This is a genomic window from Desulfosalsimonas sp. (assembly GCF_046483245.1).
Classification (GTDB): domain Bacteria; phylum Desulfobacterota; class Desulfobacteria; order Desulfobacterales; family Desulfosalsimonadaceae; genus Desulfosalsimonas.
Genome location: NZ_JAWODO010000086.1, coordinates 1 through 14,490, shown reverse-complemented (window position 1 = coordinate 14,490; position 14,490 = coordinate 1). Strand labels below are relative to the sequence as shown.

Below are 14,490 nucleotides of genomic sequence, written 5' to 3'. Positions count from 1 at the left end.
CGGTTATTTCTCATCGATTCGGCGTATCTGGGCCCAGCAGGCTTCAGCTGTGTTGTCGATTTCGGCCAGCGCCGCGTCTTTTTCAGCCGGATTCAGGATAAGCCGGGTAAAGTTTTCCAGAGCGGCATCCACAATGGGCGCCGGCGTGGCCTCCCAGTAGCGGTTGACAATCCGGCAGTCCTGTTTTTCAATGGCAGACAGCAGTTTTTGGCGGACCGGTTGCAGATGGCCGGCCCCGATTTTCCGGTTGGCGGAATAGGACCGGAAGGTGTTTGCAAAATGGCGGCTTCCGGCCTCGCTCATCCACCAGTCGGCAATGGCTTCGGCCTGGTTGCGGTGAGGCGAGTTTGCGGCCGTCAGTACCGGGCCTGATTCCATCATGATGCTTTTTTGAGCCGCAGTATTGTGCGGCGGCAGGATAAAGACGCCGATATCCGCCTTTTTTACTCCCTGCCGGCGAAGTATTGTAGAATAATACCAGGAACCGCACAGCACCATGCCAAAATCCTCATTATTCCACAGATGGCCGCCGTTGGTAAACAGGTTCAGGGACGGGTCGGTAAAATAGCCTTTCCCGATCATGTCCGCCCAGATCGTCATGGCCTTTTTTATCCGCGCATCCGTGTATCTGACCTCGCCATTGCACAACTGTTCGTAGAGCAGGGGGTCTTCACCCATGACCAGGGCTGCAAACCAGATGCAGGCATACCACTTCATCTGCAGTGACGTGGCAACCGGCGGCACGGAAGCTGCCTTTAATTTCCGGCAGGCCTCCATGAACTCCCCCCATGTGTTCGGCTCCTTGATGTCCAGTTTTTCAAACAGCGGCTTGTTGTACCATATGGGCCAGTATTCAACGCTGTAGGGGAATCCGTAAACTTTCCCGTCAATGGTATAGGCATCCCGGATTCCCCGGGGATATTCATCCGCATACCGATCCCATATATGGGTCAGGTCACTGACCAGGCCCTTTTCCACAAGTTCTTTTACCCGCCATGCCGACCACCAGGTAAATAGCGCCGGGGCCCGGGCGGTGGGCAGCCGGGCTTTCATCTGACTCATATAAAGGTCAGTGCTCGGCGATGCCACCGGGATAAAGCCAGTGCCGATTTCTGATTCCGCCTTTTTGCCCTGGCGGGAAAAGCTTTGGTGAAACCATGGCATATTGCCTTTGTCGTGGGCCAAGGCAAGCCGGGGACCGGTTAGTGGGGCATCTTGGTTTTGAGGCGCACTCAGCCGAAAAAAGACAATCAGAAAAGCAAAGGCAAGGCAGACAAGGACAAGGAGAATGCCTGCGTTTTTGGTATGCATGAAGATTTCAAAGGCTCCTTGTTGGGGTATGCGGATATGATATGCAATTTGCGTTCAATTTTTATCTTAAGGTTCATACATGGTTCCGGCTTTATTGTCCAATTGAAATTATTCAAATGCAAAACCCCGGTGCGCCATGATGACATGCACCGGGGTAATTGCCTTTAAACGTAAGATAACGTTACTATAACGTTTTTTGTGTGCTTATGCAGGTTTACCCGCTTTCTGCAGGGCCTGCTCTGCTGCAAGGGTGATGGGTTCTGCGCTGGGCTCCGAGGAGCAATCCGGATTTCCGGCGCACATGAGTGTGGTCAGATCTGCAATGGTTTTTTCTCCGATAATCAGGGCATTGATGGTATCGATTTCCTTTATCGGCTCCCCGCTGCTGCTGATGATCTGCCCGCCGAGCAGCTTATGGGTCTTTTTGTCAAACACCAGCTTCAGTGTCCATGGTTTAACACCCGGGATCATGGCGTGCTTGCTGCGGGATTCGACAGTGGCGCTCACAGGCTCAAAGCCTTCTTCACGGGCCTGGGTTTCGCTAAACCCGGTTGCAGCCACATGCTTGTCAAAAATCTTGACCGCACTGTTGCCCAGCAGTCCGGGAAACGGGATCTCATAGCCGGCCAGCCGCTTGGCAATGAGCCGGCCCTGGATGACCGCCGGTCCCCGGAGCTGGGTTCCAGCGGATCGCTTGGTTATGAAATGATAGTTGTCAATGCAGTCACCGCCTGCCATGATATCCGGGTCCGATGTTTCCAAAAATTCATTGACCCGGATTCCGAACCGGCCCATTTCAATGCCCGCATTTTCCGCCAGTTCAAGGTTGGGGCGGGCGCCGACATTCATAAAGACCATATCCGCGTCCACGCTTTGGCCGTCGTCGAGCTGCACACCGGTGACCTGCCCGTTTTTCCCGAGAATTTTTTCCACCCTGCGGCCCATATGCATTCGAAATCCGTTGTCCACCAAGTGGGTATGGATGGTTTTGCCCATTTCGGGATCCAGCATCAGGGGCAGGGGATGGTCCATGAGTTCAATTACGTCCACCTCATAGTTTCTTCCTTCCATCTCCTTGACCAGGGCTGCCACTTCGAGGCTGATAAATCCGGCACCCACAAATACCAGTTTGGACGGATTGCGGGTTTCCATGTAGTTTCGGATTTTTTCCGCATCGCCAAGGGCCCGCAGGCTAAACACCCCGTTGTTATCCACCCCGTCGATGGGCGGCATAAACGGACTTGCCCCCATGCCCAGCACCAGCTTGTCATAGGAAATGGTTTTGCCGTCATCCAGGGTGATCTGCTTTTTCTTTGAATCAATGCTGTTGACCCGGTTGATCCGCATTTCAATGTTGTTGTCGGAAAACATCTTGTCGGGATTGACAATCGCTTCTCCGGGGGCCAGACCGGCCACCACATGGGGAAGCGCTCACCTGACAATAAAGCGTTTTTCCGCCCGGATCACCGTGATGTCGATGTCGGGCATGAGTTTTCTCGACAGCATGGCCGTCGGCGCGCCGACGCCACCGCAGCCAATGATTACCAAGTGTTCGCCTTTTTTCATGATCGGCCTCCTTTTTTAGCTTTAAAAATTTGAAACGCTCAGTTTAGGATACTTTTTTCAGCAATCAATTAAACAAGCCAGCCAGGGTTACACCCATGCAAAATAAGGGCCAAATCCATAGGGGTCGATGCTTTGCCTGTTTGATGCAAAGCGCATTTGTCAGGGGAAATCCGTGCGGATTTCATATTTTGCAAAATTATTTCGGACGTGTTACATCATATAAAAAGTTTTGTGTTATATCTCATATTCCAAAATTGACAGTTCTGGTTTGTGTTTGCGTTTCATCATTTAACCAAGGAGGATAACCCAATGGCCCGCTTTATTTTCATTCTCGGCAGAGACGACAATGAAGCCGCTACCCGGTGTTTTCAGTTTGCCAAGGTAGCCCATGATAAAAACCACCAGGTGGACCTGTTTCTGGTCGACGGCGGCGTGAACTGGGCTGATTCCGGCCGGGACCTGACCATCCGGACCCAGACCGGCGATTGTCCCAATGATTATTTGCCGTATCTGGTGGAACAGGAAGTCCCGGCAGGGGTCTGAATCCCCTGCGCCAAATCTCGTCAGGTGGACGAGAGCAAGTTTTTTTCCAACATGTATCTTGAGGGTGCGCCTGCCATCATTGATATCGCAGCAGAAGCAAGGGTGTTTAATTTTTAAAAAACACAAAACCGGAAAAATTCCCGGCTTCCCCCCTGAGATGCTCTCCGGCGGGGTGCCGGGAAATAAAAACACGCTCCTCCTCCGGCCGCACATCCCCATTTTGATGCGCACCTTCAATCTTTGTTCGCTTAGATCGGATCTTTTCTGCTGCCAGCCAGCCCATATTTTAGAATTTCAATACGTTGCTCACGGCTGTAACCCTGTTATTTTCCGAGCATATGCTTAAAATATATCACAGTCTTGTCGGGATGCAAGCACAAACAATCATCCGGCAATATTGGATCCATTTGCTTGTCTGTCATTTCGATTTTTATTAACCAATTGAAATTATGTTTGTTTTTATATAGTTGACACATGTCCGGATTCAGGTATAAAGGGATTGGACTGCAAATGGATATTAATATCAATGAAATGGCATTTCGGACATAAGCTGGCCCTGGTCATGACAGCCCTGGTGCTGATTGCCTCGTGTATTCTGGGCTACAGCCTGGTTCACAGGCAATTTGGGCTGATGGAAAATCAGTTTGCGCAAACCGGAACCATGCTGGCATCCCAGCTCAGCGCCGGCTCTGTTGAGGGCGTTTTTACCGAGGATGAACTCGGGCTTTCCAGTCTGGTCAATTCCTTGAATGAAAATCTATCGGTGGCTGCTGCCGCCCTGGTTAGCCGGGATCATGAAATTCTTGCCCATGCCGGCAGAGATCTGCCCATGCATCAAATTGACGGCGCAGAAGCCTTCCGAACCAGCGGATCGGTCATGGGACAGGGCGATATTGTCTGGTTTCATGCACCTGTTGTGTTTCAGAATGTGGAGGGGGCAACCGCATGGGTGGGTCTGGATCGCTCGGAACTGGCGGCCGGCAAAAATCGCGTGGTCTATTCCGGGGGTATCGTGGTTGCCCTGCTGGTACTCACCATCACATTAGCGGCCATCCGGCTCGGCCGGAGTCTGGGGAAGCCTGTAAATGAAATGATTCAGGGGGCTGAAGCCATTTCATCAGGTGACTACGGCTTTCGCATGCAGAACCATTATAAGGGCGAATTTGCCGCCCTGGCCAATGCGTTCAACAGCATGGCCGCCGACCTGGAGCAGAAGCTCCGGGTGGAGCGCACCTTTTCCCGCTTTGTCAGCAATCCGGTGGCGGCCCGGTACATGGACAAGGAACCCTCTGATCTTGGCCGGGAAGGCTGCCGGGAGGAGGCCAGCGTCCTGTTTGCCGATCTTTCCGGCTACACGGCTTTCAGCGAATCCCGCAGCCCCGAGGAAATCGCCAGGATATTAAACCTTTATTTCGCCAGGTTTGCAGAAATTTGCCATAGCTGCAACGGTAACGTGGACAAATATATCGGCGACTGCGCCATGATGGTATTTGGCTGCCCCCAGCCCGATAAAGATCATCGTTACAACGCCATGACCTGTGCATTGCAGATCCAGCAGCGCATTGCAGCGTTTAACGAAGAACGCAGACGGGAAAACCTTCCTTGTCTGGATGTGCGGGTGGGCATCAGCAGCGGCATTGTACTGGCCGGATTGTTCGGCTCCCGTGATCGGCTCCAGTACACAGTGGTTGGACAGCCCGCCAACCTGGCCGCGCGGTTGTGCGATCTGGCGGATGCCGATCAGATACTGATTGACAGGGATTTTTATCAGCACGTTGCCGCCCGGTTCCCTGTCCAGGCGCATACAACTCGTCGCATCCAGGTCAAGGGTTTTAGCAATGGTGTTGAGGTGATGATTGTCAAGGGCTGGATGCACTGGTCCGATGCCGGCGCCGCTTCTCCGGCGGGCGATTGAAAGGGCGGATTGCAAAAATGATGCGCGGGTTTGTTGTTTTTATTCTTTTTCTGATGGTCTCGGTTGCCTTACACGGGTGCGCGGGTTTTGTAAAACAGCCGGCCTGCACCGGCGATCGGCAGGAATGCATCGAGCAGAGCCTTGCCCGGGCGCAGGCATATGCAGAAGACAAACGGCTGGCAAAGGCGATCAGCGAGATTCAAAGGGCCCGTGACCGGTTTCCGGATGAGCCGGTTCTGAAAGAGAAGTTTAAGCAATACGAGTCCTTGCGCCGGCAGATCATTTTTGACAATGAACTTGGATTGCTGCTGAAGCGGGGTCGTTATCTGCTTGCCATCCGCGACAACCGGGAAAATCTCTTTTATGCCCGGCATGACAGCTATGGATCCCGCCGCAGGTACCGGGAATTCGAAGAAGCTGTTGAGCAGACCGCGACCCGGCTTTTTAAAAAGGGGCAGCAGGCGATCAGGGACCACCAATTTGAGATAGCCGGCCGGGTTCTGGGCCTTTCAAACCGTCTGGTGCCAAGCACCGCCGCCCGGAATCTGCTTGCGGAAATTCATCTTCACCGTCAGGACCTGCGGATTGAAACCAGCCGGCAGGAAGAAGCCCGAAACGAGGAAAAGTGGTCAATCATGGCCCGGGATTTCAACCAGGCCATGGAAAACGGCAACCTGCCTGCAGCCCGAAAAATCCTTGCAAAAATGCAGGCTCTTAAGCCCGGGCAGGTCAAGGATCGGCGCCGGCGGCTGGAGAACCGGATTGACAGGGAAGTCGAAACCCTGCTGGAACGCGGCCGCTTTCTGTATACCCGCGGCGACCTGCAAAAGGCTTTGAAAGCCTGGGAGCAGGGCCTGGAACTCAAGCCCGATGACCCCAAACTGCAACAAAACATCCGCCGGGCCAGAACCTTTCTTGACAATCTCGACCGCTGGAGAAATTGATAATTTGCTGCCCCGGTTTGACATTTCAAGGTTCCGGGGCTATCATTGGCCTGTATTTAAACGGATTTTTCGTGATTTATAAAGGTTTTTACAAGGAGGAGTTTGCGATGTCAGACAATGAAATATATGATCTGGTGATCATCGGCGGTGGTCCCGGAGGGCTGTCCGCAGCCATTTATGCCATGCGCGGGGCGTTAAAGACGGTGCTGGTTGAAAAGGGCGCTCCTGGCGGGCAGATCAACCTTTCAGACGAAGTGGAAAACTATCCGGGTTTTACCCGCATCAGCGGGGCCGAACTGGCCATGCAGTTTGCTGAGCATGCCGCATCCTACGGCCTGGAGCAGGTCTCAGACGAGGTCACCGCAGTGGAGCCGGGTCTTGATTTTCATACCGTACGCTTGGCCGGGGGCCGGCAGATCAGGACCCATGCGGTTGTTCTGGCCACGGGCGGCAGCCCGCGCCAGCTCGGGGTGCCCGGGGAAAATACGCTTTACGGCAAAGGGGTTTCTTATTGTGCCGTTTGCGACGGTTTTTTTTTCAGGGACAAGAATGTGGCCGTGGTCGGCGGCGGGGATTCCGCGTGCGAGGAGGGGCTTTATCTGGCCAAGCTGGCAAAACAGGTTTACATCATCCATCGCAGGGATGCCCTGCGCGCCAGTATGATTCTGCAAAAGCGCGTGCAAGACGAGTGTAACATGGAAGTGCTCTGGAACTCGGTGGTATCCGAGATCCAGGCAGATGAATCCGGGGTGAACAATCTGCGCTTAAAAGACACCCAGACCGGTGATGAACGGGATCTGCCCATTGACGGTGTTTTCATTTTTATCGGGTTTGTGCCCAACAATGAGCTGGTGCCCGCAGGTGTGAAGCTCAATTCCGAGGGGTTCGTGGTCACAGACGAGCAGTGCGCCACCAGCATTGCCGGCATTTATGCCATCGGGGATCTGCGGGAGAAATACGCCCGCCAGATCGTGCTGTCCTGTGCTGACGGGTGCATGGCCGCGCTGGCTGCAGCCCATTATGTTGAAAACCGCAAGGCCAAGGCCAAAGAAGAGGCCTGCGAAATCTAGGCGTCAGGATGCTGGTTTGTTGACCTGCCTGTTTTTTATCCTGCAACCAAGATGGCGCCGTAAAAGTCCAATATCTGCGTTACGCGCGATTCCTCAGAATTTCACGTACGGCTAAGTACGTTGCATTATTCGGAATCACGCAAGCCTTGATCTTGAACTTTTACGGCGCCATCTAAAAACTTCCTTCCTACAAAAACTGCGGACGCGGTAAAAAGCTTTTTACGAAACCATCAACCAAGGAGCAAGTCACCGTGAAATGGATCAGGGGTCTTGTTGCCGGGGCAGCCGTTTTGCTGCTTGCCGCCGGGGGTGTCTATCTGGGGCTTTTGTATTTCAATAATTACAAAGTTGAACAACTCAGGGAGAAAATCGGTGAGGAAATTGCAGTGGGTGACTGGTATCCGGTCACCCAGGAGCAGATCAACCTGTTTGCAGAAGCAACAGGCGATTACCAGTGGATTCATCTCGATGAGAAGCGCGCGGCAAAAGAGTCGCCCTTTGGCACCACCATTGCCCACGGCTTTCTGACCCTTTCCCTGCTGCCCCGGATCATGGGCGATACCGTTGAACTGCCGCCTGCCAAAATGATGGTGAATTATGGCTTGAACCGGGTAGTGAAAAGCCCGCCTGTATTGCAGAAAATCTGTTCCGGCTGTATTTTGCCTGAGCACGGCCAAAGGTCCCGGGTGTTTTGTTTCAAACAACGCGTTTGCCGATGGCCCGGTTTGTTGGGCCATCGGCAAACCAGCGTCATGTAGCGGCACAACTATATCAGCTTCCGGTTTTTCCCAGGCCGATTTCGGCCAGCACTTCCCGGATTTCGTCCAGGATGGCCGGATCATCAATGGTGGCCGGGGTTTGGACTTCCTGCTGGTCTGCGATCTTCCGGATGGTGCCCCGCAGGATTTTGCCTGAGCGGGTTTTGGGCAGCCGCTTGACAACAGCGGCTTTTTTAAACGCCGCCACAGGACCGATCTGGTCGCGCACCATGGCCACCACTTCCTTCAGGATCTCCTCCTTTTCCTTTGATACCCCGGCGTTGAGCACCAGAAAGCCCACGGGCACCTGGCCCTTGAGTTCATCATGGACACCGAGCACTGCAGCTTCGGCCACGTCCGGGTGAGAGGCCAGCACTTCTTCCATGGCGCCGGTGGACAGACGGTGTCCGGCCACGTTGATGATGTCATCGGTTCTCGACATGACGTAAATGTAGCCTTCCTCATCGATCATGCCTGCGTCCGCGGTCTTGTAATAGCCCGGATACTCCTTGAGATAGGCGTCAATGTAGCGCTGGTCGTTTTCCCATAAAGTGGGCAGGGCTCCCGGGGGAAGGGGCAGTTTGACCGAAAGCGCGCCGATTTCGCCCGGCGGCATTTCCTCGTTGGCCGAGTTTAGCACCCGCACGTCCCAGCCGGGCACCGCCTTGGTGGGCGAACCGTACTTGACCGGAAAGGGGTGCAGCCCCATGCAGTTGGCGGCAATGGCCCAGCCGGTTTCGGTCTGCCACCAGTGGTCAATGACCGGAACGTTTAAATGTTTTTCCGACCACTGAATGGTGGCCGGGTCAGAGCGCTCTCCGGCCAGAAACAGGATCTTGAAATATGACAGGTCGTATTGGTGCAGCAGGTCCGCCTGGGGATCTTCGCGCCGGATGGCCCGGTAGGCCGTTGGGGCGGTAAACATGCATTTTACCTTGTGATCCGAAATCACCCGCCAGAAGACGCCGGCATCCGGAGTTCCCACGGGTTTTCCCTCAAAAAGCACCGTGGTGCAGCCCTTAAACAGCGGGGCGTAGACAATATAGGAATGGCCCACGACCCAGCCCACGTCAGAGGCCGCCCACCAGACATCATCTTCGTCAATGTCGTAAATGGCCTTCATGGTCCATTTCAGGGCCACCACGTGTCCGCCGTTGTCGCGGACCACGCCCTTTGGCTGGCCGGTGGTGCCCGAGGTGTAGAGGATATAGAGGGGATCTGTGGCTTCCACGGGCACGCAGTCGACAGGAGAGGCGTTTTTCATGCCTTCCTCCCAGTCCGAGTCCCGGTCCTCGCTAAGCGGTGCATGTTCCTGGGGGCGCTGATAGAGGATACAGGATTCGGGCTTGTGATTCGATAGCCGGATGGCTTCGTCCAGAAGGGGTTTGTAGGAAATGACACGCTGGCCCTCGATGCCGCAGGAGGCCGATACCATGGCCTTTGGCCGGGCGTCATCGATGCGGGTTGCAAGCTCTTTTGCGGCAAATCCGCCGAAAACCACCGAGTGAATGGCCCCGATTCGGGCGCAGGCCAGCATGGCCACCAGGGCTTCGGGAATCATGGGCATGTAGATGATCACCCGGTCGCCCTTGGTCACGCCCTTGTTGGTCAGGACCCCGGCAAACCGGGCCACAATGTCGCGAAGTTCCGCATAGGTGTATTTGCGTATGGTTTTTGTCACCGGACTGTCATAGATCAGGGCGGTGTGATCGCCCCGGCCCCGGTCGTCCACATGGAAATCAAGGGCGTTGTAGCAGGTGTTGATCATCCCGCCGGTAAACCACCTGTAGAGGGGTTTGTTGGAATCATCCAGCACCCGGTCCCATTTTTTAAACCAGTGGCAGTCTTCGGCAATTTCGCCCCAAAAGCCTTCCGGATCTTCGAGGGAACGCTGGTAGGCCGCTTCATAGGCATTGGACATAAGTACACTCCTTTTGCTTGGGGTTGGAAGATCATGGGTTCAACGGATAACTGAATAAGAAAGTAATACTATAGCGCAATTCAAAACAAAGTTAAAGGGATTAAACGACGTTTTTTACAACAATCCATCTTCAAAAAACGGCTCCATTGTTTTGTTGTGTTTTGCAGGATTGCGCTGATAAGATTGGATTGCACCAAAAATCCGGAGGATCAATGATTCATGACAAACGCATAACCCACTTTGCCGGCATTTTGCCCGAATCCGGCGCATACGTGCTCTACTGGATGGAGCAGGCCCAGCGCACCCGCTGCAACCATGCCCTGGAGTTTGCGGCAAAAAGGGCAAATGAACTTAAAAAACCCCTGGTAGTTGGGTTTGTTCTGCCGCCGAAATTGCCCGGGGCCGGATTCCGGCACTACCGGTTCATGCTTCAGGGCCTGGCCCAAGTGCACCAGACATTGAAAAAACACGGCATCTGCTTTGTCATGGAAACCGCGGACATGGTTTCCGGTGTTTGCAAACTGGCTGAACATGCCTCCTGGGTGGTCACGGATTCCGGTTATCTGCGAATGCAGCGGCAATGGCGCAACCAGGTGCAGCGCCGGCTGGCATGTCCCTTTTCCATTATTGAAACCGATGTGGTGGTGCCAGTGGCCGCGGCATCGGACAAGCAGGAGACGGCTGCTCGCACCCTTCGTCCGCGGATCATGAAAAATCTGGATGCATTTCTTGATGCTGCAGATGAACCGGAAATCAAGGCCCACGGCCAATGCCCCCTTGAACCTTCTTTGGATATTGATCCCGAAAAGCTCTGCACAGAGCTTGGCTACAAGAAAAGCCTTTCTGATGCATCTGTTTTGTTTACAGGCGGCCAGGGCCGGGCCCGGGACCGGCTTTCTGTGTTTATTGCGGAAAAACTGGCCGATTACCCGGACCGGGCCAGGGACCCGGCAGCCGGCTGCCAGTCGGATCTGAGTCCGTATCTGCATTTCGGTCAGATTTCGCCCGTTGATATTGTTTTGCAGGTGCGGGATGCAGACGTTGCCGAATCGGCCAGGGCGGCGTTTATCGAACAATTGGTGGTGCGCCGGGAACTGGCGGTCAACTTTGTGTGGTACAATGCCGGCTATGACAGGTATGAAAAAGCAGTGCCGGCCTGGGCGCAAAAGAGTCTGGGTGCCCACAGATATGACCCGCGTGCTTATTTGTACACCCCGGAGCAGTTTGAAGCCGCACAAACCCATGACCCGTACTGGAACGCTGCCCAGGCGGAAATGGTGGCCACCGGCAAGATGCACAATTATATGCGTATGTACTGGGGCAAAAAGATCATTGAATGGTCAGAAACTCCGGAATCGGCTTTTGACACAATGCTTTGGCTAAACAACCGCTATGAGTTAGACGGACGGGATCCCAACGGGTTTGCCGGGGTGGCCTGGTGCTTCGGCCGCCATGACAGGGGCTGGAAGGAAAGGGATATCTTCGGCAAGATCCGGTATATGAACGCAGCCGGCCTGGAGCGCAAGTTTCAGATAGCAGAATATGTCAAAAAGTATCTTCTTTGACACATACCATACCCGGGTGCAGACGGCAGAGGGCCAAATGTTGCCTTGACGGCGGGCGGCAAACAGGGCTATAAAATCGGTGTTTCATTTAACGAGCAACCGTTTAATCAGCCAGGGAAAGCGAAAAAACACCATGCCCAAAGTTGGAATGGAGCAGATCAGGCGGGAGCAGGTCATTTCGGCCACACGCAGATGCATTGTGGAAAAAGGGGTGCTGCAGCTTTCCATCAAGGACGTGGCCGCAGAAGCCGGGGTGAGCACCGGGGTGATCTACCATTACTTTAAAAACAAGCAGGATATCCTGCTCCAGGTTTTAAAGGAAACCTTCCGCAAATCCAACGACCAGGTCCTGCAGACCATGGCTCCCCTGGATTCATCAAAGGACAAGCTGTTTGCCCACCTGGAGAACATCACTTTTGTACCCGTGGACAATCCGGATTTTTTCCTGCTGCTGATCAATTATTTCGCCCAGGCCCAGAACAATCAGGAATGTGCCGATATTATCAAGAAATTCTACCGCAACCTGCGTTCGTTTATCAGCCAATATTTGCAGCAGGGCGCGGAGGCCGATGAACTGGACCCTGAACTTACCGAGCAGCTGCCGGTAATTCTGCTGGCCCTGGGCCTGGGACTGGGCATGATGCAGATCCTGGATCCGGATTCTTTTGATATGGCCAAAATGGAATCCGCATTGAAAAAAATTTGTGAAAACTCCTTCGATCTGAGCGACAGAAACAAATAACCGCGTCAGCCGCTTTGCCGTGTCAGGGCCTCTTTGATTTTCTCCTTTTGAAATCCAATCACCACAGTATCACCGATGATCAGGGTCGGAAACGAGGCGCCGGGATTGATGCAGAGTCTTAATCCCGCAGCATGCGGCGCAGGATTTTGCCCACGGCGTTTTTGGGCAGACTGTCGCGGAATTCCACGGTCCTGGGGACCTTGAAAGTGGCCAGGTGGGTTTTGCACAAGTCAATGATTTCCTGCTCCGTGATCCGGTCCTTGTATTCGGGTTTGGGCGCGATTACCGCCTTGACGCTTTCGCCCCGGTAGGTGTCGGCGATTCCCACCACTGCCGCCTCGGCCACGCCCGGATGCCTGTAGAGCACGTCCTCGACCTCCACCGGGGCGATATTGTAGCCCGAAGCCACGATCAGGTCCTTGATCCGGTCCACGAAGTGGACAAAATCGGCTTCATCCACATAGCCCCGATCCCCTGTGTGAAACCAGCCGTCCGGCATAAATGCGGCAATGGTTTCCGCTGGCTTGTTCAAATAACCCCGGGCCAGCTGCAGGCCCCGGTAGCAGATCTCGCCCTCCTGGTTCCGGCCCACAATGTTTGCTTTTTCATCAACGATTTTGACCTCGGAGAATACGGGTATGCCGATGGCATCATCTTTTTCCTTGATGCCGGGAATGGAGATGATCCCCCCGCTGTTGGTTTCCGTCATGCCCCAGCCGTTGACCAGTTTTACTCCGGTTGTCTGCTGCCATCTGTTTTGCACGGCCACGGGCACAGGTGCGCCGCAGCCGATGGTCACGGCCAGGCTGGTGAGATCATGGGAGCCGATCAGCTCCGGGTCGGACATCATGGCAATAAAAAACGTGGGCGGAGCAAAAATCACGTTTACCTTGTTGGTTTCAATCACCCGGAAGGCATCTGCCAGGTCAAACATGACAACGGGAATGACCGTGCCGCCCTGGTAGAGGGTGGGCAGGAGGTGAAGAAAATAGCCGGCTGTGTGAAACATGGGCATGATGGAAAAGTTGACTTCATGGTCGCCCCAGGCCCGGAACGCATGGGTGTGGGTCAGGGAATTGAACACAAGGTTGAAATGGGTTTCAATGACCCCTTTGGATTTTCCCGTGGTTCCGGCGGTGTAGAGCAGCAGGGCGGTTTCGGTCCTGGCATCCACGGCCGCCGGCGCTGTCAGGGGCGGGTATTTTTCAATGGTGCTGAAAAAATCCAGGGCGCCCGCTACCCGGCTTTTGGGGATGTCCCAGAACATTTTCAGTGTATTGGACACCACCGCGTCATCTGCTGCCCAGTCCCGGATGTGGGTGGTGATTACCTGTTTGATAGTATTGTCTTCAACCAGGGGCTGCACCCGGTCTGCAAGCAGATCCAGGATCAAAACGGCCCTTGCGCCGGCATCCCGGATCTGGTAGGCGACTTCCTCAGCTTGGTACATGACGTTGACGGGCGTGTGTACGGCCCCGATCATGGCGGCTCCGTAAAAAGCGATGATATGCTGGATGCTGTTGGGCAGCATGGCGGCCACTACATCGCCTTTTTCAATGCCCAGGTCTTTTAACAATGCCGCATACTGGCCGATCATGCGGTGTAACTGCCGGTAGGAGGCGGGCTTGTCCAGAAAAATCACCGCTGTGTCATCTCCGCGATTTGCAGCAGTGCGGGAAAACAGTTCGTAAATGGAAATTTCCGGAACCGGCGGCATGGCCTCGAAAAACCAGGTGGGATGACTGATCACGTAAGCGTCTTTTGGCGCGTATGCCAAGCCTTCGTCAAGCCACGCTTCCGGATAGTTCATCTGCCGGTAGCAATTATAAAGAGCCGTGTCAAAAAAAGCGCTTCCTTGTTGAAACCTGGGGGGCATCTGACCTGTCATCCGGGGTCTCCTTTGTAAGGTGGGTGTCGCACAGGGGATCAATCGTTGATTTTGTATTCAAACATTGTTTATATAATTAGTGGCTGAACGAAAACCCTGTTCAGCCAAAACCCGAATATCGAAATCCGAAATCCGAAACAAATACGAATATCGAATGTTCAAATGATAAAAACCAACAGCTTAAAACAGGATGTTTCTGTCATTGATGCATTTAGGGTTTTGGTCATTGTTTCGGATTTCGAGCTTCGGATTTCGGATTTCCTGAAC

The 14,490-nt window shown here is 54.0% G+C and carries 12 protein-coding genes; 7 read left to right on the top strand and 5 right to left on the bottom strand.

Features of this window, described 5'->3' with window-relative positions; genetic code table 11:
• Positions 1-3 precede the first annotated feature (3 nt).
• The 3 genes from R6U41_RS07815 to R6U41_RS07805 all read right to left on the bottom strand — a co-directional run bounded on the left by R6U41_RS07815 (position 4) and on the right by R6U41_RS07805 (position 2,877).
• Positions 4-1,311, bottom strand: a complete 1,308-nt coding sequence (locus tag R6U41_RS07815; RefSeq protein ID WP_410269277.1) for an ABC transporter substrate-binding protein — start codon at positions 1,309-1,311, stop codon at positions 4-6.
• Positions 1,312-1,515: 204 nt separating this feature from the next.
• Positions 1,516-2,727 carry an FAD-dependent oxidoreductase gene (locus R6U41_RS07810; RefSeq protein WP_410269276.1) on the bottom strand — a complete coding sequence of 404 codons (1,212 nt, stop codon included), beginning with the start codon at positions 2,725-2,727 and terminating at the stop codon, positions 1,516-1,518.
• A gap of 15 nt (positions 2,728-2,742) precedes the next feature.
• Positions 2,743-2,877, bottom strand: coding sequence for a hypothetical protein (locus tag R6U41_RS07805; protein WP_410269275.1), 135 nt, complete (start codon positions 2,875-2,877; stop codon positions 2,743-2,745).
• A gap of 309 nt (positions 2,878-3,186) precedes the next feature.
• Here R6U41_RS07805 and R6U41_RS07800 point away from each other — a divergent pair, with 309 nt between their 5' ends.
• The 5 genes from R6U41_RS07800 (at position 3,187) to R6U41_RS07780 (ending at position 8,107) form a co-directional block, all read left to right on the top strand.
• A complete protein-coding gene (locus R6U41_RS07800) occupies positions 3,187-3,420 on the top strand; it encodes a DsrE family protein (protein ID WP_410269274.1) in 234 nt (77 codons plus the stop codon).
• 526 nt (positions 3,421-3,946) lie between these two features.
• On the top strand, positions 3,947-5,335 hold the full coding sequence (locus tag R6U41_RS07795) for an adenylate/guanylate cyclase domain-containing protein (RefSeq protein ID WP_410269273.1): 1,389 nt from the start codon (positions 3,947-3,949) through the stop codon (positions 5,333-5,335).
• A 17-nt stretch (positions 5,336-5,352) separates the two neighbouring features.
• Positions 5,353-6,279 (top strand): tetratricopeptide repeat protein, encoded by a 927-nt coding sequence (locus tag R6U41_RS07790; protein WP_410269272.1) that lies wholly within the window; start codon positions 5,353-5,355, stop codon positions 6,277-6,279.
• Between the two features lie 107 nt (positions 6,280-6,386).
• Complete coding sequence (gene trxB / locus R6U41_RS07785; RefSeq protein WP_410269271.1) at positions 6,387-7,349, top strand: thioredoxin-disulfide reductase; 963 nt, start codon at positions 6,387-6,389, stop codon at positions 7,347-7,349.
• Positions 7,350-7,600: 251 nt separating this feature from the next.
• Positions 7,601-8,107: a MaoC family dehydratase gene (locus R6U41_RS07780; RefSeq protein ID WP_410269270.1), complete on the top strand. Its 507-nt coding sequence runs from the start codon at positions 7,601-7,603 to the stop codon at positions 8,105-8,107.
• A gap of 13 nt (positions 8,108-8,120) precedes the next feature.
• Here R6U41_RS07780 and R6U41_RS07775 read toward each other — a convergent pair whose 3' ends face one another.
• A complete protein-coding gene (locus R6U41_RS07775) occupies positions 8,121-10,028 on the bottom strand; it encodes a propionyl-CoA synthetase (protein WP_410269269.1) in 1,908 nt (635 codons plus the stop codon).
• Positions 10,029-10,240: 212 nt separating this feature from the next.
• Here R6U41_RS07775 and R6U41_RS07770 point away from each other — a divergent pair, with 212 nt between their 5' ends.
• Together R6U41_RS07770 and R6U41_RS07765 are read left to right on the top strand one after the other, a co-directional pair.
• Positions 10,241-11,593, top strand: coding sequence for a deoxyribodipyrimidine photo-lyase (locus tag R6U41_RS07770; RefSeq protein WP_410269268.1), 1,353 nt, complete (start codon positions 10,241-10,243; stop codon positions 11,591-11,593).
• 133 nt (positions 11,594-11,726) lie between these two features.
• The gene (locus R6U41_RS07765) at positions 11,727-12,335 is read left to right on the top strand and encodes a TetR/AcrR family transcriptional regulator (protein ID WP_410269267.1); all 609 of its coding nucleotides are present in this window, start codon (positions 11,727-11,729) and stop codon (positions 12,333-12,335) included.
• A 118-nt stretch (positions 12,336-12,453) separates the two neighbouring features.
• On the opposite strand, the gene R6U41_RS07760 is transcribed toward R6U41_RS07765, so the two are convergent.
• Positions 12,454-14,223 (bottom strand): class I adenylate-forming enzyme family protein, encoded by a 1,770-nt coding sequence (locus R6U41_RS07760; RefSeq protein WP_410269266.1) that lies wholly within the window; start codon positions 14,221-14,223, stop codon positions 12,454-12,456.
• Positions 14,224-14,490: the final 267 nt, after the last annotated feature.